This window comes from Pseudomonas neustonica (genome assembly GCF_003797945.1).
In the GTDB taxonomy this organism is placed as follows: Bacteria; Pseudomonadota; Gammaproteobacteria; order Pseudomonadales; family Pseudomonadaceae; genus Halopseudomonas; species Halopseudomonas neustonica.
The window spans coordinates 40413-60072 of record NZ_RKKU01000027.1 but is presented as its reverse complement, the minus strand read 5'-3'; the positions used below and the strand labels follow the sequence as shown (position 1 = coordinate 60072).

The window sequence follows — 19660 nt, the reverse complement described above, 5'->3', positions numbered from 1 at the left end:
CTTGGGATTGATCTCGCTGCTGGATACCCAGCGGCGCCTTCAGTGTCAGTCATGAACCGCCGTATGCGGAACCGCACGTACGGTGGTGTGAGAGGGCGGCGGGAGTAATCCCGCTCCCTACTCGATCGTATGCGGTTATGCTGGGTTTTCTCGGCAACGCAGCAAGGACACAGCTCATGCAAAAGACATTAAGCGCGCTGGTAATGACCGGTGTGGCAACCATGGCGCAGGCAGAAATGACCGTTGAAAACGTAGCTTACGAGATTGACGGCGAGGCCTATGAAGGCCTGCTGGTATTTGATGACAGCGTGAGTGATCCGCGTCCTGGCGTGCTTATGGTGCCTAACTGGATAGGGGTTACTGAGCAGGCGGCAGAAAAAGCAGCCAAGGTCGCGGGTACTGACTATGTGGTTTTTGTTGCTGATATGTATGGCAAGGACATTCGCCCACAGAACGCGGATGAGGCGGGCGCCGCTGCCACCGTGGTGCGCTCTGACCGACCGCTGATGCGGCACAGGGTCAATGCCGCTCTGGATGTGTTGCGTGAGCAGGCTAAGAAGGTGCCGCTGCAAACCGACAATCTGGTTGCCATTGGCTTCTGCTTCGGCGGAGGTACGGTACTGGAACTGGCCCGTTCGGGGACTGAAATCAAAGGCGTGGTGTCATTCCATGGCAATCTGGATACGCCTGAGCCAGCGGACGCCGACGCGATCAAGATGCCCGTGCTGGTCCTGCACGGCGCTGATGATCCCTTTGTTCCACAAGAACAGGTTCTCGCGTTTGAAGACGAAATGCGTAATGCCAAGGCTGACTGGCAACTGTTCAGCTATGGCGGCGCGGTCCATTCCTTCTCCGACCCTTACGCCAAGATGACGGGCAAGGCTGAGTATCATCCACAAGTAGCACAGCGCGCGTTCGGCGCTATGCGTCAGTTCTTCAATGAAGTACTGACGCCCTGAAACACGATTCTGGACCTTTTTTAAGTGCTAATGGATCACGTTAGAAATAATAGGCATGCCAATGATTTGCAAGACAAAAAGCTTAACTTTTCTGTTGTTGGCTTGTCTTTTTCCCACGCAGCTAGTCGCCCAGGATACCGCAATGCCGGTAATAGTTACGGCGGTGGCAGAGCGCACTCTGAATAGTGATATTCAGGCGTTAGGTACCCTGCAGGCCAATGAAACAGCCCATCTTGCCAGCCCTGTATCGGACATTATTTCGCGTATCCATTTTGTTGATGGCCAGCGCGTAGAGGCAGGAGAGGTACTGGTTGAATTAACCAATCACGAGCAGATTGCCGAGCTGGAGGAGGCGCGGGTTGCTTTGGCTGATGCTGAGCGGCAACTGCAGCGCACCCGTCAACTGGTGGAGAGCAGCTTTGTTTCGGCTCAGGAGCTGGACGGTCGTCAACGTGAGTTCGAGTTGACTCAGGCGCGACTCAGGGCGGTGGAAGCGCGGCTGAAGGACCGACTGATCAAGGCGCCTTTTGCTGGCGTGATGGGTTTGCGTCAGATCAGTATTGGTACTTTGCTGTCAACGGGATCCCCGCTCGCCACCTTGCTGGACGACAGCGTTATGAAGCTGGATTTCAGTATTCCGGAAACACTCATGGCGCAGGTACGTTCGGGGCTGGGCGTAACTGCTACGGCAGCTGCCTTTCCGGAGCGCACCTTTAGCGGCACTATCGTGTCGCTGGATAACCGGGTTGATCCGGTTACCCGCTCGATACGAGTACGTGCTCGGTTAGATAATGAAGAGCGCCTGCTGCGTTCGGGTATGTTGATGCGCGTCAGTGTTGCCAGTGCTCCGCGCCAAGCCTTGGTGATTCCTGAAGGGGCGCTGTTACCACTGGGCGATAAACAGTTTGTCATGCAGATCGAAGGTGCCGTCGATTCTCCTTCAGTGCAGCGCGTGCGGGTCGAAATTGGTGAGCGCTTGCCAGGATTGGTGGAAATCACGTCGGGCTTGTCGAGTGGTGACCGTGTAGTGACCCATGGCGCGTTTCGGCTATCGTCTGGTCAGCCTGTGCGGATAAAAGCCGAACTGGCGGCTGGCGAGTCAGTGCAGTCCGCATTAAGGGACACAAAATAACCATGATGGTAAAACGCTTGTGATTCTTTCTGATACCGCGGTACTGCGTCCGGTTTTCGCGACGGTTCTGTCTGTTTTGTTGGTCATCTTTGGTTTGGTCGCGTTCTCCGAACTGCCTTTGCGCGAGTACCCAGACATTGACCCGCCGGTCGTCACTATTGAGACCAACTACGTGGGCGCCTCTGCCGCTGTCGTTGACTCCCAGATCACCCAGGTAATCGAAGAGCGCATCGCGGGTATTGAGGGTATCGAGTTCATTGAAGCGCAAAGCGAGGATGGTCAATCAGAAATCACCGTACGCTTCGCTATCGATAAGGATATCAACGAAGCAGCCAATGATATTCGTGACCGGGTGTCCAGTGCTGCAGGCAACTTGCCGGATGCAGCCGAACCGCCGGAAGTACAGAAACTGGATGCGAACGAGGATGTGATCGTCTGGTGGAATCTGACCAGCGAACGCATGAGCCTGCCGGAGCTGACGGATTACGCGGAGCGCTATCTGGTTGATCGCTTTTCTACGCTTAACGGTGTGGCGCGTGTCAGAGTGGGAGGTTCGCAACGCTTTGCCATGCGTGTATGGCTGGATAACGAGGCACTGGCGGCGCGCAATCTTACGGTCGAAGATGTTGAGCAGGCATTGCGCCGTGAGAACGTGGAACTCCCGGCTGGCTCGGTTGAGTCGATTAATCGGCAGTTCACGGTACGGGTAACCCGGGCCTTCAACAACGCGGAGCAGTTCAATCGGCTGGTGGTATCGCGTGGCGACAATAACTACCTGGTTCGATTGGGTGAGGTGGCAAGGGTTGAGCGCGGCACGGAAGAGAGCCGCAACTTGTTTCGTGGCAACGGCGTACCCATGGTCGGTATTGGCCTGACGCGGCAGTCCACCGCGAATACGCTGGAGGTATCGCGCAGCTCCAAACAACTGGTTGCCGAACTCAATCCGACTCTGCCAGAGGGGATGGAGATTCTACCCAGTTACGACAGCGCCGTATTTATTGAAGGTGCGGTGAAGGAGGTGTACAGCACACTCTTGATCGCCTTGGTGCTGGTGGTGATCGCTATTTTCGTCTTTCTGGGCAGTCCGCGCGCGATCCTGGTGCCAGCAGTAACCCTGCCGGTTTCGATCATGGCAACCTTTATTGCATTGTTGATTTTTGGTTTTACCGTCAACTTGCTGACCCTACTGGCATTGGTACTGGCTATCGGTTTGGTGGTGGATGACGCCATTATCGTGCTGGAAAACGTACGTAGGCGCATCGATGAGCTGGATGAAACACCCCTGGTCGCCGCCTTTTACGGTACGCGGCAAGTCGCTTTTGCCGTCGTATCTACCACCCTGGTATTGATTGCAGTCTTCGTCCCCATTGCCTTTCTTAAGGGTGATGTAGGGCGCCTATTCTCGGAGTTTGCCCTGACCATGGCGGCAGCGGTCGCCTTCTCCAGCTTCGTCGCCTTGACCCTGTCGCCGGTACTGGCCGCCAAAGTGCTCAAGCCGCACGATGAAGGGCGCCTGAGCCGCACCGTAGAGCACGTGTTACAGAAAAGTCGTGCAGTCTATCGGCGTATGCTCGCGGTTGTATTGCGGCGACGTTGGGTTGCCCTGGCTGTATTTCTGGTACTGGCTGGCGGCACGGGTTGGTTATTTCAGACCCTGCCGAGTGAGTACACGCCAGGCGAGGATCGCGGTACCTTTTTTATTATCGTAAATGGGCCCGAGGGTGCGACCTTTGAGTACATGAACGATTACATGAATGAGATCGAGGCGCGTATGTCGAGCTATGTCGACAGCGGCGAAGTTACGCGGATGCTGGTACGCGCGCCGCGCTCATTTGGCGGTGTGACCACGTTCAATACCGGCATGGTGATTGTCGTTCTGGATGATTGGGGGCAACGCCGCTCCGGCTGGGAAATCATGCAGAACGTACAGCGAGACATGGCTGACCTGACCGGTGTACGTGTCTTTCCGATCATGCGGCAGGGCTTTGGTGGACGTCAGTTGCAGCCATTTCAGCTGGTTATTGGCGGCGCCGGCAGCTATGAGGAGCTGGCTGAGTGGCGCGATATGCTGCTGACGCGCATTCAGCAGGACAATCCGGGCTTGGAAAATATCGATACCGATTACAAGGAAAACCAGCCGCAGCTGCAGGTTGATATCGATTACGATCGCGCGGCAGATTTGGGGGTAAATATCAGCGTAGTAGGGCGTACGCTGGAGACCCTGTTTGGCTCGCGCCGTGTGACCACCTATATCGATGACGGTGAAGAGTATGACGTCATTCTCGAAGGTGAACGTAACGACCAGCGCACGCCCAGCGCCTTGAACAATGTCTATGTGCGCTCCGATACCAGCGGCGAATTAATTCCACTCTCCAACCTGATAACGCTACGGGACCGGGCCGGCTCTACCACGCTTAACCGCTACAACCGGTCGCGGGCTATTACCGTTAGTGCGTCCTTGGCAGAAGGCGTGCCGTTAGGGGAGGCGCTGGCAAAGGTCGAGCAGATGGCGCGTGAGCTGCTACCCGAAACCCTGGTGCTGGATTACAAAGGCGATTCGTTGGACCTGCGCAACGCGGGTAGCTCCATGGTGTTTATCTTTGTGCTCGGCCTACTGGTGGTGTTTTTAGTGCTGGCGGGGCAATTTGAGAGCTTTGTGCATCCGTTGATCATTATGCTTGGCGTACCCATGGCCATTGGTGGGGCTTTGCTAGGGCTCTGGTTGACCGGTAATAGCCTGAATCTTTACAGCCAGATAGGCTTGGTCATGCTGATTGGTCTGGCTGCCAAGAATGGCATTCTTATAGTCGAGTTCGCCAACCAGTTACGTGATCAGGGCATGGATTTCGATCAGGCCGTGATGGAGGCGAGTGTGCTGCGTCTACGGCCCATCCTCATGACCGGCGTTACCACCGTAGCAGGCGCGGTACCTTTGGTGATGGCCTTCGGGGCGGGTGCAGAAACCCGCTCAGTGATCGGTATTGTGGTGATTTCCGGGGTTAGCATGTCAATGTTGCTGACGCTTTTTGTGATCCCGGTGCTATACAGTTTTCTAGCACGCAGCACCGGTTCACCAGAGGCTACTGCCAAGCGCCTTGCGGCAGAGGAAGGCGGCAATACGCAGGCTGAATAGGTTGGCTTGGAACCTTCGGTATAACTACGGTCAACGTCATGCCATAGGGCCGCGTGATATACGACAGAATGCCTGACTTAGGCAGCGCGGACTCTGCATAATGCGTTAAAAGCGAGCGGCTTGATCGCCCGTTAAAACAACAATAATGATCGATATGGAGAACGCAATGTCTCGACCCGAACAGCCCGGCTGGCGCTGGGGCCCCTTTACCTTTCGCATGCCTTTTTATCACACTAAATTTCATTGGCAGGAGGCCGTACAGGGCTTCTTCGTAGCCGCAGCGACCGGTCTGGCGTTGGTGCCCATCATGACCGGCGCCTTTGGTTTGAGTTTTGAAGAGGCCATCGCGGTCTCGATGATTCATTCTCTGTTGATCGGTTCGGCGCTGATCTTCTTCGGCGAACCCTATGCGCCCGGCTGGATTACGCCAGCGCTACCGCTGGTGCTGACCTTTGTGCTAACCGGATACGAAGACCCGGTGAGTCGGTTTCAGGCCATGACAGCCTTGTCGCTTAACTTTGCCGTATTACTGATATTGCTGGGCATAACCGGGCTAGGAAAAAAGTTTGTCATCTGGCTACCCGATACGCTAAAGGCTGGCATTATTCTGGGCGCGGCTATTGCGGCGGTTTACCGGGTGTTTGTGGGGGATGAAAGCAGCCCTTCGATTCTTTCCCAGCAGCCGGTCAGCATCATCCTGGCCTGTGGCGTATGTCTGATCTTCTCGTTCTCCTTACCCCTGCAAAAACTCAAGGAGAAGTACCGCGCAGTTGCCATGATCGCAGCGTTAGGGCTGTTGCCTGGCTTCTTTATCGCAGCGCTGGTCGGCCCTATGGTTGGCGAGATTGATTATGACATTAAGTGGGGCATCCTCTTCCCGCCGGTCGCAGATGCTTTTGCCAAGATGTCCCCCTTTGCTATTGGCTGGCCGAGCATCGAGATGTTTGTGCAGGCTATTCCCTTGGCGGTTATCACTTATGTCATCCTCTTTGGCGACATCGTGACCGGTAATGAAGTGATTCGTGACGGTATGACCAAGCGCAAGGATGAGCATATCGACATCAATCCGACGCGTACTCACCTCTCGGTCGGTATTCGCAATGGTCTGCTGGGTTTGTTTGCTCCCTTTTTCCCGACTCAGGGTGCCATGTGGACCGGCGTGCAGGTGATCATCGTGCAGCGCTGGGCGCAGGGTAAAGAGGCGATGGATAGCCTGCACAGTGGTTTGATTTCCTACTACATGATGGGTATTCCGCTGTTGTTCTTCCTCAAGCCACTGCTGACCGGCCTGCAGCCACTGCTATATGTGGCTCTGGCACTGACGCTGATGCTCACGGCCTTTGCCTGTGCTTACGTTGCAATGTCTATTCCGCGTAACAATACCTCGCGTGGCACGGTGCTGCTGATTGGCGCAGGGCTCGCGTTTTTTGATCCCTGGACCGGTTTGGCGCTGGGTGTGATTGCCACGCTGGTCATGGTTGGCTGGGACCGCAATAGCGATCCGATCCCAAGCGAGGACTAATCCCGAGGCGCTTTGATCGCCGACCTCGCGGTATACTTGTGGGCCTAATGCTTCGGCGTTCAGGCCCACATGCTTTTCCAGTCGCCCCGTTTGATGAGAGTCGCCGTGCGCCCCAGTTCTGATAGTCAATATGCCGCTGGTCCAACCAATTGGCGGATCATCCTCAGCTTGCTGCCCTATTTGAAGGAGTTTCGAGGCCGCGTGCTGGCTGCCATGCTCTGCATGCTGGTAGCCAAGTTGGCGGGCGTCGCCGTTCCCTGGTTGTTGAAGCTGATTGTTGATCACTTTGACTCTGCAACAGACGCGTTAGTCGTGGTTCCTATAGCGCTGCTGGCCGCCTATGGGATATTTCGGTTCTCCTCGGTATTTTTCGGCGAACTGCGTGATGCGGTATTCGCCCGCGTAGCCGAACGCGCGATGCGGCGCATATCACTGCGCGTGTTTGAGCATCTGCACCGGCTTGATCTGGGCTTTCACCTGTCGCGCCGCACTGGTGGTCTGGCACGGGATATCGAGCGCGGTACCACGGGGATCAGCTTTTTGCTGCGCTTCATGGTGTTCAATATTCTGCCAACACTGATTGAGATTGGCCTGATTACGGTTATTTTACTGATCAATTTCAGTGCCTGGTATGCGCTGGCAGTGCTGGGTGCGGTCGTCCTGTATAGCGGCTTTTCGATCTGGTGCACCGAATGGCGTAATCGCTTTGTGCGGGAAAGTAATCAGCTGGATAACCGCTCCAACACTCGGGCCATCGATAGTCTGCTGAATTTCGAGACGGTGAAGTACTTCGGTAACGAGGCTTTTGAGGCACAGCAGTACGACCAGAATCTGCAAGCCTGGGAAGCGGCGCGCATGAAAAACCGGTTATCGCTGGTCGCGTTGAATTCTGGTCAGGCCTTGATTATTGCTGGTGCGGTCACCCTGATGATGGTGATGGCCGCCCGAGAGGTCAGTGGTGGCAGCATGACCGTCGGTGAGCTGGTGATGATCAACGCGTACATGATTCAGCTGTTTGTGCCGCTGAACTTTCTGGGCTTTATTTACCGCGAAATCCGCGAGGCGCTGACTAATATCGAGCGCTTGTTCGGCTTGCTGGAAGCGCCAGCCAAGGTTGTCGACGCGCCGGATGCGCCGCAGCTGAACTTGAGCGCCGGTGAAGTCGTTTTCAGTGGGGTAGCACACGCCTATGAGCCGGGCAGGCAAATACTCAAGAATGTCAGTTTGCGCATCCCGGCAGGCCATACCCTGGCAGTGGTTGGGCCGAGCGGGGCGGGCAAATCGACCTTGGCAAGACTCCTGTTCCGCTTTTATGACGTTGGTGCAGGTAGCATTAAAATCGATGGGCAGGATATTACCCAGGTGACGCAACACAGCCTGCGCCAGGCCATAGGTGTGGTGCCGCAGGATACGGTGCTGTTCAACGCCACTATCGGCTACAACGTAGCTTATGGGGCGCCCGGCGCCAGCGAAGACGATGTTTGGCGGGTGCTGCGCCTGGCTCAGTTGGAAGACTTTGTGCGCAGCCTGCCACAACAACTGGAGACGCCAGTCGGCGAGCGCGGCCTGAAGCTGTCCGGCGGCGAGAAGCAGCGCATTGCCATTGCCCGCGTCTTGCTCAAGGATCCGCCGATTCTGATTCTTGATGAGGCAACCTCATCGCTGGATACGCACGCCGAGCGGCGTATTCTGGATGCATTGAATCTAGTTGCACGCAAGCGCACGACCCTGGCAATTGCTCATCGGCTGTCGACCATTGTTCACGCTGAGCGCATTTTGGTGCTGGATCAAGGTCAAGTAGTCGAGCAGGGTAGCCATCATGAGCTGCTGGCTCTAGGCGGCGCCTATTCGCGTTTGTGGGCAGACCAACAGCGCGAACAGACTGAAGCCAGTGATACCTGATTCAGCGGCTGAATCTCCCTTGCACCTTGCATGAATCGCTTTAAAAATAGCGGGCAGACAACAACAAGGACAACCAGGAGCAATCATGAGCAGCGTAATTGAGAAGTGGCATCACATCGTTGAAAATCTAGACGCCAAGGGCTTGGATGACTTATTGGCTGACGATGTGGTTTTTCACTCACCGGTGGTGCACACACCGCAAGTTGGTAAACACATCACGCGTCTGTATCTGGCCGCTGCCATGCAGACCCTGAATGCGCCTGGTCACTTCAAGTATTTGCGCGAAGTCATTGATGGCAATAACGCGGTGCTGGAGTTTCAGACTGAAATCGACGGTATTACCATCAACGGCGTCGATATGATCCAGTGGAATGAGGCGGGTCAAATCGTCGATTTCAAGGTGATGGTACGTCCGCTGAAAGCGGTTAACGCCATTCACGCTGCCATGGGGCGGATGCTGGAGGCGATGAAGGCTAAGGCTTGACCTCTGCGTTGGCCTAGGTGGCCGGGTTCAGCAGGTTTGTTGGCTCTGGATCGGCGCTCAGCATTTGGTTCAGTTGGCCACTTGCGAGCGCCGCGGACACCACCTCGCCAATCACCAGCACCGCCGGGCTTTGCAGCTTGAAGGCCGCGGCCTGTTCGCAAAGGTCGTCCAGCCTGCAAGCGTGCTGACGTTGCTGCGGTGTGCTGGCTTGTTCGATCATGGCTATTGGCGTATCTGACGGCATGTCGCCGCTGAGTAGTCCCTCCTGAATCTGTTGCAAACGCGCTACGCCCATGTAGACCACCAGCGTGGTGCCGCCTTGTGCCAAGCCTCGCCAGTTCAGCTCGCTGTCGTCCTGGGTGTGCGCGGTGACGAGGGTCACGCCACGGCTAACGCCACGTAATGTCAGCGGAATCCCGCATTGGGTGGCGCCGGCGAGTCCGGCGGTAATGCCGTTGACAATCTCTGATTCCACGCCGCGCTCGCGCAGCCACAGGGCTTCTTCGCCAGCGCGGCCAAAGATGCACGGATCTCCGCCCTTGAGGCGCACCAGCCGCTTGCCTTGGCGGCCATAGCGCAGCATCAGGCGGTTGATGAAGGCTTGCGGTGTGGAGCGGCAACCGCCGCGCTTGCCCACGCGGATAATGCACGCTTGCGGGCAGTGCTCAAGGATTTCCGGATTGACCAGGTCATCGACCATCACAATCTCTGCCTGGCTGAGTATTCGCGCTGCTTTCAGCGTCAGCAGCTCAGGGTCGCCGGGGCCTGCACCTACCAGCCATACTGTCGGGTTCATGGATGCATACTCCTTGGATTCAGTGTTCTTCATGCCGGTACCGCCAGGCTGGCGATCAATCGTTTTATTTCCGGAACGCAGGAGCCGCACTGCGTTCCGCAACCTAACTCTTGTTTTAGGTCGTCCAGATTCAGCCCGCGCTCAATACCAGCACAAATCCGGCTCTGGCTGACGTCTATGCAGTTGCACAAAGTCTTGTCTGCGCAGGCGCTGGCGGCGCCTGGTGGCGTACTGATGGGGGCAAGTAGCCAGCGGCTTAGCTCAGAAGCGGGCTCACCGCTCAGCCACAAGCTGCGTAGCCAGTTTCGTGCCGCCGTTTCACCACTCAAGCGCACGGCGGTAATGCGCTGTTGGTCAAGCCTGACTCGCTTGCTGACGGCCATGGCCGGATCCTCATAACTGAGTACCGGTCCGCTATCCAGGCCTGCCAACGCATCAATCTGAGCTAGTAGCTCGGCGTCTGGCGCCTGAATCGAAGCAGCGCGCAGCAATAGCGCCGGCCGGTCACGTCCGATCAATCCCATGCCCAGATAGTCGAAGCCTTCACACAATGGTCGTATTGCCTCGAAGCGCTCCTGGACCTTTCCTTCCACCAGTAAAAACAGCTCCCACTGCAACTCGGCGGGCCGGATATTGATGCAGCTCTGTTTGAGTTCGGGCTGTTTGGATAATGGGTCGAAGGCTGGCTGAGTTAGCACGTTACACCCCAGCCCTTTCAGAAAACGATCACCCCAGTGCATCGGTAAAAAGGCTTGGCCAGGGCGCACCTGCTCATCCGCTTGTACCGGCAGTACCAATTCGCCACGACGGCTGCTTACGCGAACCAGGTCGCCGTCGTGCAGGTCGTGTTTGTCGAGGTCATCGGGGTGCAAGCTAAGGAGCGCCTGCTCGACATGCCCGAACAACTGGGCGGCGGTGCCGGTGCGACTCATCCCGTGCCACTGATCACGCAGGCGGCCTGTATTGAGTATAAGTGGGTAGCGCACATCGCGTCTTTCTCGGGCCGGCTGGTACGGCTCACTGACAAAGAGCGCATTGCCATTGTCGGTAGCAAATTTGCCATCGGTATACAGGTGCTGCGTCCCTTGTTGCGTTTTGACGTTGAACGGCCATTGTTGCGGCCCCAGCTCATCGATCAACTGGTGGCTGAGGCCGCTGTAATCCAGATCGCGGCCGGTCGTCAGCTGTTTGTATTCGTCGAAGATCTCTGCTGGGCTGCTGAACCCGAAGAGGCTTGGAAGGCCAGGGCGCAACTGCCTTTCAAGCCGCCGGGCAAAATCGCAGACGATGGCCCAGTCGGCTCGCGCCTGGCCTGGCGCCGGCACGGCTGAACGCACGTGACTGATACGTCGCTCCGAATTGGTGACGGTGCCTTCTTTTTCCCCCCAACTGGCGGCGGGTAATAGTAGGTCAGCGTAGCGGCATGTTTCGGTGGTGAAGAAGGCTTCCTGCACGACCACGAATGGGCACGCGACCAGCGCTTCATGGATCAGCGTCTGATTGGGCATGGACTGCGCGGGGTTGGTACAGGCGATCCAGATCGCCTTGATACCGCCAGTGCGCACGGCCTCGAAAAGCTCAACGGCCGATAGCCCAGCATTGGCGGGCAGTGAATCCACGCCCCAGTAGTCAGCTACCTCGGCTCGGTGACCGGCGTTGTCTGCGTCACGGTGACCGGGTAGCAGATTGGACAGGCTGCCGGTCTCGCGGCCGCCCATCGCATTGGGTTGGCCGGTGAGGGAGAAAGGTCCGCTACCTACCTTGCCGATTTGCCCGGTAGCCAGGTGCAGATTGATCAAGGCACTGTTCTTGGCGCTACCGGACGTGGACTGGTTCAGCCCCATGCACCACATTGATAAAAAACTGGGCGCTGTGCCTATCAGGCTGGCAGCGAGGTTAAGATCAGCTTCGCTTATGCCGCATAGCTTTGCAGTGTGTGCCGGGGCGTAATCCTGAACCAACTGTGCCAGGTCCGCAAAGCCATCGGTATGGGCCTGGATAAAAGCGTGATCGACCCAGTTCTGTTGCAGCAAGATGTGCAGGATGCCGTGGAATAAAGCGACGTCGGTCCCAGGTTCTATGGCCAGGTGTAGATCGGCAATGTCACAGGTATCGGTACGCCGCGGGTCAATCACAATGATGCGCTTGGCGGGGTTGGCTGCCTTGGCGGCTTCCAGGCGGCGAAATAGCACAGGATGGGCGTAGGCCATGTTGCTGCCGGCAATCAGCAGGCAGTCACTCTGCTCGATGTCTTCATAGGAGCAGGGTGGTGAGTCGGCACCCAGGCTGCGCTTATAGCCGACGACCGCGCTGGACATGCACAGGCGCGAGTTGCTATCGATGTTATTGGTACTAATCAGGGCGCGGGCCAGTTTGTTAAAGCTGTAGTAATCCTCGGTCAGCAATTGGCCGGAGATGTAGAAAGCGACGCTGTCAGGGCCGTGCTCGGCGATCGTACGGCCGAATATGTCAGCTGCGTGGCCGAGGGCGGTATCCCAATCGGTTCGGCTGCGTGCCAGCCCCTTGCCCAAGCGCAGCTCCGGGTCGAGCGCACGGGCGGCGAGATCACCGGTTTTATGCAGGGTAGCGCCTTTGCTGCAGAGTCTGCCCAGATTGGCAGGGTGTTTCGGGTCACCGCTGACGTCCAGTAGCTGCTCGCCGTCATGCTCAATGAGTACCCCACAGCCGACGCCGCAGTAGCAGCAGATTGAAGCGGTTGTTTGCGTCGGCTTCATGCGACAGCCTTGGTTTGCTGCATAACGTCATCCGGATCCGGCCTTCCAAACATCAGGTGCTGACGCAGGTGTCCTATGCTGCGTGCCTCACTTATTAGCTGCAAATACCAGTTATTGTCAGCGGTATCGCCATACAGGCATACCCCCACCAGTCGATCAGCTTTAAGCACCAGCTTCTTGTATACACCGGAGCTTGGGTCATTGAGAGTGATGCTCTCGGTGCCTTCGGCGCCCATGAAGTCGCCCACCGAGAACAGGTCGATGCCGGTGACCTTGAGCTTGGTGGGGGTTACCGACCCGAGATAGCGCTGGTAGCCGAGCCTGGCCAGATGATTAGCACAGACTTTCGCTTGCTCGAACAGCGGCGCGACCAGTCCGTAGGCAATGCCGCGGTGACTAACACATTCGCCGATGGCGTAGATGCGAGGGTCGAAGGTTTGCAGCGTATCGTTGACAAGAATACCGCCATTGCAGGCTAGTCCAGCACGTTCGGCGAGTTGGATATTGGGGCGGATACCCGCGGCCATAACGACGAGGTCGGCCGCTACGCTGGTACCATCATTAAAGTCAACGGCACATACGCGGCCACCTTTGTTGCCGCGCAGTTGCTTAGGTGGAGTGCCCAAGCGAAAGCGTATGCCACGTCGCTCCAGTGCGGTCTGCAGCTGCTTGCCAGCGCGCTCATCCAGTTGACGGTCGAGTAACCATTGGCCCTTGTGGATCACGGTGACCTGCATGCCGCGTAACGTCAGTCCGTTGGCGGCTTCTAGACCCAGCAGGCCGCCTCCCACCACTACCGCGTGCTGATGAGTAAGGGCGGTATCCAGCATTAGCTGCGTGTCGCCAATATCGCGATAGCCGATCACGCACTGCAAGTCGTTACCGGGCAATGGCGGTATGAAGGGGGTAGAGCCAGTAGCGAGCAGGAGACGGTCATAGCTCGCCTCAGTATTGTCGTCAGCGACCACTTTGCGATTACGACGATCAATGGCAACGATGCGTTTGCCGGTGTGTAGACTGATGCCATGGTCGCGATACCAGTCAAGATCATTCAGCACTATGTCGCTGAACTCCTGTTCACCGGCAAGTACTGGCGACAGCATTATGCGGTTGTAATTGGGGTGGGGTTCGGCACCGAACACGGTGATCTCATAAAGGTCTGCATTGAGCTTTAGCAGCTCTTCGAGCGCACGTACGCCTGCCATGCCATTACCAATCAATACCAGTTTGAGCTTGTGCATTTCGCTGCTCCGCCTGAAGCTAAAACAAAAAAAGGCGTCCCCCTGCTAACGCAGTAGGGACGCCTTTGTCCGAGTCCTGTTCGATCAGGAAAGCAGGGTCGTCGCCGTTGACGGTCCCACATTGTGTTCGTTGATTAACGATGCAAAGTGCAAAGCAGGTTCCGTGCCATGCACTTGAGTCCAGCAAATTCAGTGGTTTGAGGCACCGTCCAGTATATGGTTTGGCTGTCATGCTGCACTGCGGTGTGGCATGTCGCACTGTGTTGGAGCGCCATGCGACCCAATGGCCTGGGGGCCGCTAGTGAGTCAGCAGCTGAACGACCAGCAGCAGGTTGAGGGCCAGGGAGGTGAGGGCAACATATCGCCAGAATCGTAAGGGATCACGTTTCAATAGCGGTTCATGACAGCTGTGCAGCGGCTGATTTTCGCCTTTTGCTAATTCCAGCAGCCATTCTTCTGCCGTTTCAAAGCGCTCCTTGGGCTCTGCTGCGACCGCACGTAACAACATTGTGTCGATCCACGGCGGCACATCCGGACGGTAGCGGCTGGCTGGAATGGGCTTGCCGAAACGAGGCCGTTGAAAGGCTTCCACCTCGCCGTAGGGATAATGCCCAGTGAGCAAAAAGTACAGGGTCACACCGGTACTGTAGATGTCCTGCTGTGGGTGGGGTTCTGCGCCCCTCAATGCTTCGGGGGCGCGGTAACTTGGCGTACCCGGTGCCCTGCCGGTTTCTTGCTGGGTTAGGCCGGGACAGAAGGTTAGGCCAAAGTCGAGCACGCGTAGCTGTCCGTCCTCTCCCTGATGCAGGTTCTCCGGCTTGATATCTCGATGGATGAGATTGCGTTGGTGCAGTTTGCCGACAGCCTTGACCATTTGTGCGGCCAATGCACGCCAGGCCGGAATGCTGAGGAGACCCAACTGACGCCGCTGCTCTTCCAGGGTGACGCCGGCATATTCACGCATGACGTAATACAAGTGCCGGCGTTGCGGCAGGGGATGTAGTTCGGGCGTGAAGGCACCGGCTACTCGGCGCATGAACCATTCTTCTAATACTAGCGCCTGACGCGCCTGCTGATCATCCTGTAGGCTCGCGGGTAGGGTTTTCAGCAGCCAGGTTTGTTGCAACGGATCGCGTACCCGGTAGAGTAGCGATTGTCGGGATTCGGCACGCACATTGACGACTTCCCACCCCTCAAACGGCTGGCCAGTCTTGAGTTGAGGCGGCAGTGCACGTTCATCCAATGGGGCTAATGCATCGCTGAGAGATGACTCCGGTAACGCGTCTACACGCACCAGCAGTGCGCTGGCGTTGTCCTGACTGCCGGCGCGGTATGTTCGTTCAAGCAGGACCGGGCACGCCTGCTCGAAAGGTTGTTCGTGCAGAATGCCGTGAATCTCGCTGTCTTTGAGTGAAGCCCAAACCCCATCGCTGACGATCAGTAGCTGATCGTGTGCGCGCAGTTCGCCCTCGATGTAATCCATCAATAGGTGCTCATCCAGCCCCAATGCGCGCTTGAGTACGTGCTCCATGCCGGGTTGTTCCCACACGTGCTCACTTGTCAGGTTGCGCAGCTTGCCGTCGCGCAGCAGGTACGCGCGGCAATCGCCAATATGGGCCAGCGTATAGCGTTCGCCGCGCAGCACCAGTGCCGTGAGAGTGGTGAGTAGCGGTTGGCCACCGCCATTGACGCGCAACCAACGGTTATGGGCTGTGAGCAACTTGTCCAAGGCATGGGGGATGGTCCAGGTTTCTGGTGTGGAGTAGTAATCCAATGCGAGCGCCTGCAAGGTGGCATTTGCTGCCAACCCTCCATCTTGGCAATGGCTCACTCCATCTGCCACCGCGAGCAAGTGCCCTTTGCTCGCGGCTAATAGCGGGGCAGGGGTAACCACGCGCACGGCATCTTGATTCTGCGCGCGCGGACCCTTGTCAGTGGCTTCGCAGATACTCAACTTGAGTGTCATGTCAGATCCGCGCCGCGGTTGCGCCTGAAGCGCCCCAAGTGGTGCGCCAGCGACGTTTGACATTATATAAACCAAGCAAGGCCAGAATGCCTAGGCTGGCAAACAACCACAGGCCGAGCTGGTAATCGCCGGTGTGCTGCTTGATAGCCCCCAGACCGGCCGCGAGGATAAAGCCGCCCACACCACCGGCCATGCCGATCAGTCCGGTCATGACGCCAATTTCACGGAAGAAACGTTGGGGGACCAGTTGGAAGACCGCGCCGTTGCCGGCACCAAGGCCAAGCATCGCGGTAACGAAGAAGGCAAGAGCGGCGTAAGAGTTCGGCAAGTTGAAACCGACCACAGCGATACAAATGGCTGCAATGCCATACATGAACAGTAGTGATCGGATGCCACCGATACGGTCAGCTAACGCGCCGCCCAGCGGCCGCATTAAACTGCCGGCCATGACGCAGGCTGCAGTGTAGTAACCCGCCGTTACCGGGTTCAGAGCATACTGGTCGCTAAAGTAACCGGGCAGGGCGCTTGCCAGCCCGATAAAGCCGCCAAAGGTTACGCTGTAGAAGAACATAAACCACCAGCTATCTACGTCTTGCAGTGCCTTGGCGTAATCACCCAGTGACTTAGGAGTTGGTCGCTGGGGTGAGTTCTTGGCCAGCATAATAAACAGGATCAGCGTGACGCCAAGGGGAATCAGTGCAAGGCCGAATACGTTTTGCCAGCCAAACAGGTAGGCCAGGCCCGGCGCAAATATAGCTGCTAACACGGTCCCGGAATTTCCGGCACCGGCGATACCCATCGCTTTTCCCTGATGCTCCGGCGGGTACCACTGGGAGGCCAGCGGCAGCGCGACTGCAAAAGAAGCCCCGGCAAAACCTAATCCTAAGCCCAGCATGAGCGTATGCTGGTAACTGTTAACGCCCACCTGCCATGCCAAAAGCAAGGTGCAGATGACCACTATCTGGCCGATGATTCCGGCGGTTTTAGGCGACAAACGGTCCGCTAAAAAACCCATTAGCAATCGTAGCAATGCGCCCGCCAGAATGGGCGTGGCAACCATTATGCCTCGTTGCTGTGCGCTGAGATCAAGATCGGTGGCGATTTGCACCGCCAAGGGGCCCAGTAAATACCAGACCATAAAGCTCAGGTCGAAGTAGAGAAACGCTGAAAATAACGTTGGGGTGTGGCCGGCTTTCCAAAAGCTATTGTTCATCTGGCACTCCTCTTTGCGCCGTGTGGCGCGCTTTGTAGCCTGTACTAGCTACGACGTCAGGGCAAAAAAAAACGCCATCCCCACGCCCGGAATTACTCCAGGTTGAGGATGACGTCGTTGTCTGTGTAGGTAACCGCCATTGGCTACCTCCTAAACGTTTAGCAGGATATGTGCCAGTGTGAGTCTTATTCGCCAAGCATCTCATGCATGGCAATGATTTGTTCCGCGACTTGAACTAGTTTTTGTTGACGGCTCATGGCCTGCCGTCTCATTAGAGTATGGGCTTCTGACTCATCGCAGCTTTTCATCTTCATCAACAAGCCTTTGGCTTTTTCGACCCGCTTGCGTTCACTCAGCTGTTGTTCTCTGGCATGCAGTTCGGCACGGAGCTTCTGATCGCTCTCGAACCGCACCATGGCGACATCCAGTATTGCTTTCAGTCGAGAACTCTCAACACCTTCAACTATGTAGGCGCTGACCCCCGATTGAATTGCCTGGCGCATGATGCCGGGATCTTGTTCGTCGGTGAACAACGCAATGGGGTGAGGCAGGTCCCGGCTGAACAGGCAGACCTGCTCCATCACGTCCCGACCCGGAGAGTCACTGTCTATCAGAATAACATCGGGTTTGGCGCTCTGTACCCGTGCCGGAAGATCGATGGTCAAACCTGATTCGTCGATCACCTCAAAGCCTGCCTCCAGCAGCGCTTGCTTGAGCTTGCCGACTTTTTTAACGGTATCGTTTATCAGCAAAATGCGGAGCATGGTTTATCAATCAATCCTGGATGATAAGTTCAGTTGGCTTGTCGCGTTGCACGCGGATCGGCGATGGCGTGCAGATCAAAACTATGGGCATAAGCTGTCGGGTTTGTGCCGTCCCATATCTTCCCGTCCATCAGGGTGCTACTGCGCAACATGCTGGTGGGCAGACTGATACCCAGAGCGTTAGCCGCCTGTTTATACAAGTCCACCTGCTGGACCTGCTTGGCGACGGCAAAATAGTCCGGGTCTTCCCGCAGTAGTCCCCAGCGTCGGAACTGAGTCATGAACCAGAGCCCATCAGAAAGATAAGGCATGTTTACCTCACCATTACCGTGAAAACGCAGAGGGTGAGCGTCGTGCCAGTCATGGTCACAGCCATCAACGTAGTTGCCTAACATGCGCGGCTGCAGTGATGTCAGAGGTGCGTTGACATAGTCAGCGCCGCTGATGAGCTGTGCGGTACTGCAACGGTTGTCTTCGCTCTCTTCGATAAAACGGCTCGCATCCAGAATGGACATGATTAGTGCCCGGGCGGTATTGGGATACTGCTCAACAAAGCGTTGAGTGGCACAAAGTACTTTTTCTGGATGATCAGGCCAAACCGACTGGCTGGTAGCCAAAGTAAATCCCATGCCGCTTTGAATCGCGTGAGCACCCCAGGGTTCGCCTGCACAAAAACCGTCAATACGGCCTGCGCGCAAGTGCTCAACCATCAGTGAGGGCGGCACTACGCGGGTGTCTACATCCTTCAGTGGGTGAATACCATGGGCAGCAAGCCAGTAGTAAAGCCACATCGCATGGGTACCCGTGGGAAAGGTGTGCGCCAGGCAGAGCTTGCGACTTTTGTGCTTGGCTTGTGCGATGAGCGCTTGGCTGCTGTTGACGCCGCTTTCCAGCATCGCCTGTGATAGATTGATGCTTTGGCCGTTCTGATTCAGGCCCATCAACACCGCCATAGGCGTTGGTGCACTGCCCAAGCCTAATTGTATGCTGTAGGCCAGACCGTAGAGGCCTTGGGCGGCGTCCAGTTCGCCGTTCAGCAAACCGTCTCGCAGGGCAGACCAAGATTGCTGGCGGCGCAGGTTTAGTGTCAGTCCGTATGGCTGGGAAAATCCCTGCGTTGCGGCCACAATGAGTGAGGCCGAGTCAGTCAGTGGCATAAACCCGAGGTTCAAGATGTGCTTTTCCGGAGCGTCGCTGCCATTGATCCAGGCGAGCGTGTCTCCGCGTGGACTGTCGTTCTGCTTCATTTTTTCGTCCTGAGCCTGCAGTAAAAAGCGCCGTGGACCGCATCGTTAACAGGCATGTTTTCTGTTTAACCTTTGCCTGCTACAAGGCCGAGCCAGGGCGCTATTTCTTGCACTATTTTCGTTCTCTTCAGCGCACTATCATGACTGAGCGCTTGGATTGTTGTACCACCCGCAGGGCGTTGGTGCCCAAGAGATAGTCTTCCAAGCGCTTGCGCTTGTGCGAGGCCATGATAATTAGATCCACATCAATCTTCTTGGCCATTTTAAGGATGGCTTCATAGGGTTTCCCGTCCGCGACGATACGCTGGACCTTGATTTCCTTTGGGACGTTTTCTTTCACGAACTCGCGCAGATTGTCGGTTAGTGTTTTCTTGGCTTTCTCGGCAAACTCTTTTGGGAAAAAGCCGCCAACCATGGGCATGCCAAAGTTGGGCAGCACCATGATGACGTGCAAAGAGGCATTGTAGGTCTGACAGAAGTTCAGCGCGGTGGGCAGCGCTTTACTCCAGGACTGTTTATGGTTCAAGTCGATCGGTAGCAGAATCTTGTTGTACATGGCCGTTACC

Annotated in this window: 14 protein-coding genes; 6 read left to right on the top strand and 8 right to left on the bottom strand. The window is 56.6% G+C overall.

The window, feature by feature from the left end; translation table 11 throughout:
• Positions 1 to 176 precede the first annotated feature (176 nt).
• The 6 genes from EF096_RS16850 to EF096_RS16825 all read left to right on the top strand — a co-directional run bounded on the left by EF096_RS16850 (position 177) and on the right by EF096_RS16825 (position 9132).
• Positions 177 to 959: a dienelactone hydrolase family protein gene (locus EF096_RS16850; RefSeq protein ID WP_123890965.1), complete on the top strand. Its 783-nt coding sequence runs from the start codon at positions 177 to 179 to the stop codon at positions 957 to 959.
• A gap of 142 nt (positions 960 to 1101) precedes the next feature.
• A complete protein-coding gene (locus EF096_RS16845; protein WP_158611307.1) occupies positions 1102 to 2091 on the top strand; it encodes an efflux RND transporter periplasmic adaptor subunit in 990 nt (329 codons plus the stop codon).
• A gap of 19 nt (positions 2092 to 2110) precedes the next feature.
• Positions 2111 to 5224 (top strand): efflux RND transporter permease subunit, encoded by a 3114-nt coding sequence (locus tag EF096_RS16840; RefSeq protein ID WP_123890963.1) that lies wholly within the window; start codon positions 2111 to 2113, stop codon positions 5222 to 5224.
• Between the two features lie 166 nt (positions 5225 to 5390).
• Positions 5391 to 6746 carry a hypothetical protein gene (locus EF096_RS16835; protein WP_218565782.1) on the top strand — a complete coding sequence of 452 codons (1356 nt, stop codon included), beginning with the start codon at positions 5391 to 5393 and terminating at the stop codon, positions 6744 to 6746.
• Between the two features lie 105 nt (positions 6747 to 6851).
• Entirely contained in the window at positions 6852 to 8648 is a 1797-nt protein-coding gene (locus EF096_RS16830) for an ABCB family ABC transporter ATP-binding protein/permease (RefSeq protein WP_218565783.1), read from the top strand.
• An 85-nt stretch (positions 8649 to 8733) separates the two neighbouring features.
• Entirely contained in the window at positions 8734 to 9132 is a 399-nt protein-coding gene (locus EF096_RS16825) for a nuclear transport factor 2 family protein (RefSeq protein ID WP_123890961.1), read from the top strand.
• A gap of 13 nt (positions 9133 to 9145) precedes the next feature.
• Here the strand turns inward: EF096_RS16825 and cobA are convergent, their stop codons facing one another.
• The 8 genes from cobA to EF096_RS16785 form a co-directional block, all read right to left on the bottom strand.
• A complete protein-coding gene (cobA, locus tag EF096_RS16820) occupies positions 9146 to 9928 on the bottom strand; it encodes a uroporphyrinogen-III C-methyltransferase (protein ID WP_123890960.1) in 783 nt (260 codons plus the stop codon).
• A 29-nt stretch (positions 9929 to 9957) separates the two neighbouring features.
• Positions 9958 to 12663, bottom strand: a complete 2706-nt coding sequence (locus EF096_RS16815) for a nitrate reductase (protein ID WP_123890959.1) — start codon at positions 12661 to 12663, stop codon at positions 9958 to 9960.
• Positions 12660 to 13904 carry an NAD(P)/FAD-dependent oxidoreductase gene (locus EF096_RS16810; protein WP_123890958.1) on the bottom strand — a complete coding sequence of 415 codons (1245 nt, stop codon included), beginning with the start codon at positions 13902 to 13904 and terminating at the stop codon, positions 12660 to 12662. The genes EF096_RS16815 and EF096_RS16810 overlap by 4 nt, the downstream gene beginning before the upstream one ends.
• A gap of 298 nt (positions 13905 to 14202) precedes the next feature.
• Positions 14203 to 15870 carry a bifunctional protein-serine/threonine kinase/phosphatase gene (locus tag EF096_RS16805; protein ID WP_123890957.1) on the bottom strand — a complete coding sequence of 556 codons (1668 nt, stop codon included), beginning with the start codon at positions 15868 to 15870 and terminating at the stop codon, positions 14203 to 14205.
• 1 nt (position 15871) lies between these two features.
• On the bottom strand, positions 15872 to 17083 hold the full coding sequence (locus EF096_RS16800) for a nitrate/nitrite transporter (RefSeq protein ID WP_123890956.1): 1212 nt from the start codon (positions 17081 to 17083) through the stop codon (positions 15872 to 15874).
• Positions 17084 to 17268: 185 nt separating this feature from the next.
• Complete coding sequence (locus EF096_RS16795) at positions 17269 to 17847, bottom strand: ANTAR domain-containing response regulator (protein WP_123890955.1); 579 nt, start codon at positions 17845 to 17847, stop codon at positions 17269 to 17271.
• Positions 17848 to 17876: 29 nt separating this feature from the next.
• Positions 17877 to 19094 (bottom strand): CmpA/NrtA family ABC transporter substrate-binding protein, encoded by a 1218-nt coding sequence (locus EF096_RS16790; protein WP_123890954.1) that lies wholly within the window; start codon positions 19092 to 19094, stop codon positions 17877 to 17879.
• A gap of 127 nt (positions 19095 to 19221) precedes the next feature.
• The gene (locus EF096_RS16785; protein ID WP_123890953.1) at positions 19222 to 19650 is read right to left on the bottom strand and encodes a universal stress protein; all 429 of its coding nucleotides are present in this window, start codon (positions 19648 to 19650) and stop codon (positions 19222 to 19224) included.
• Positions 19651 to 19660 lie beyond the last annotated feature (10 nt).

What these genes read in the sequence shown, in the direction of transcription:
- EF096_RS16850 (WP_123890965.1), top strand. Translation starts at nt 177, where the DNA reads ATGCAAAAGACATTAAGCGCGCTGGTAATGACCGGTGTGGCAACCATG.
- EF096_RS16845 (WP_158611307.1), top strand. Translation starts at nt 1,102, where the DNA reads ATGCCGGTAATAGTTACGGCGGTGGCAGAGCGCACTCTGAATAGTGAT.
- EF096_RS16835 (WP_218565782.1), top strand. Translation starts at nt 5,391, where the DNA reads ATGTCTCGACCCGAACAGCCCGGCTGGCGCTGGGGCCCCTTTACCTTT.
- EF096_RS16825 (WP_123890961.1), top strand. Translation starts at nt 8,734, where the DNA reads ATGAGCAGCGTAATTGAGAAGTGGCATCACATCGTTGAAAATCTAGAC.
- cobA (WP_123890960.1), bottom strand. Translation starts at nt 9,928, where the DNA reads ATGAACCCGACAGTATGGCTGGTAGGTGCAGGCCCCGGCGACCCTGAG.
- EF096_RS16815 (WP_123890959.1), bottom strand. Translation starts at nt 12,663, where the DNA reads ATGAAGCCGACGCAAACAACCGCTTCAATCTGCTGCTACTGCGGCGTC.
- EF096_RS16810 (WP_123890958.1), bottom strand. Translation starts at nt 13,904, where the DNA reads ATGCACAAGCTCAAACTGGTATTGATTGGTAATGGCATGGCAGGCGTA.
- EF096_RS16805 (WP_123890957.1), bottom strand. Translation starts at nt 15,870, where the DNA reads ATGACACTCAAGTTGAGTATCTGCGAAGCCACTGACAAGGGTCCGCGC.
- EF096_RS16800 (WP_123890956.1), bottom strand. Translation starts at nt 17,083, where the DNA reads ATGAACAATAGCTTTTGGAAAGCCGGCCACACCCCAACGTTATTTTCA.
- EF096_RS16795 (WP_123890955.1), bottom strand. Translation starts at nt 17,847, where the DNA reads ATGCTCCGCATTTTGCTGATAAACGATACCGTTAAAAAAGTCGGCAAG.
- EF096_RS16790 (WP_123890954.1), bottom strand. Translation starts at nt 19,094, where the DNA reads ATGAAGCAGAACGACAGTCCACGCGGAGACACGCTCGCCTGGATCAAT.
- EF096_RS16785 (WP_123890953.1), bottom strand. Translation starts at nt 19,650, where the DNA reads ATGTACAACAAGATTCTGCTACCGATCGACTTGAACCATAAACAGTCC.